Annotated in this window: 1 protein-coding gene; it reads right to left on the reverse strand. The window is 67.7% G+C overall.

Features of this window, described 5'->3' with window-relative positions:
- A partial coding sequence (locus KVS69_RS19795) for a DUF1684 domain-containing protein (protein WP_217539807.1) occupies positions 1-260 on the reverse strand: 260 nt, incomplete at both ends.

Raw genomic sequence — 260 nt, forward strand, 5'->3', positions numbered from 1 at the left:
GCCCCGGCTCACCCAGCGCTTCCAGCCGCCAGGTCTTTCCATCGCGCTCGAATTCCAGCGCACCCGAAGTCGGCATCTCGGTGGTGAGGCCGGTGTTGTCCACGATCGGCAGGGTCTTGCCGGCCGGGTGCGGAACAAACCGCGCGCTGATGCGCCAGTCCGGTCCACCCGGCCAGTAGTTCAGGCCAGTGAAGCCGGTGCGCGAATAGGCGTCGGCATGCTTGACCCGCTGCGCGTAGCGCTCACCACGGTGGATCAGG

Origin of the sequence: Stenotrophomonas sp. GbtcB23 (assembly GCF_019091045.1) — a bacterium.
Taxonomy (GTDB): Bacteria; Pseudomonadota; Gammaproteobacteria; order Xanthomonadales; family Xanthomonadaceae; genus Stenotrophomonas; species Stenotrophomonas rhizophila_A.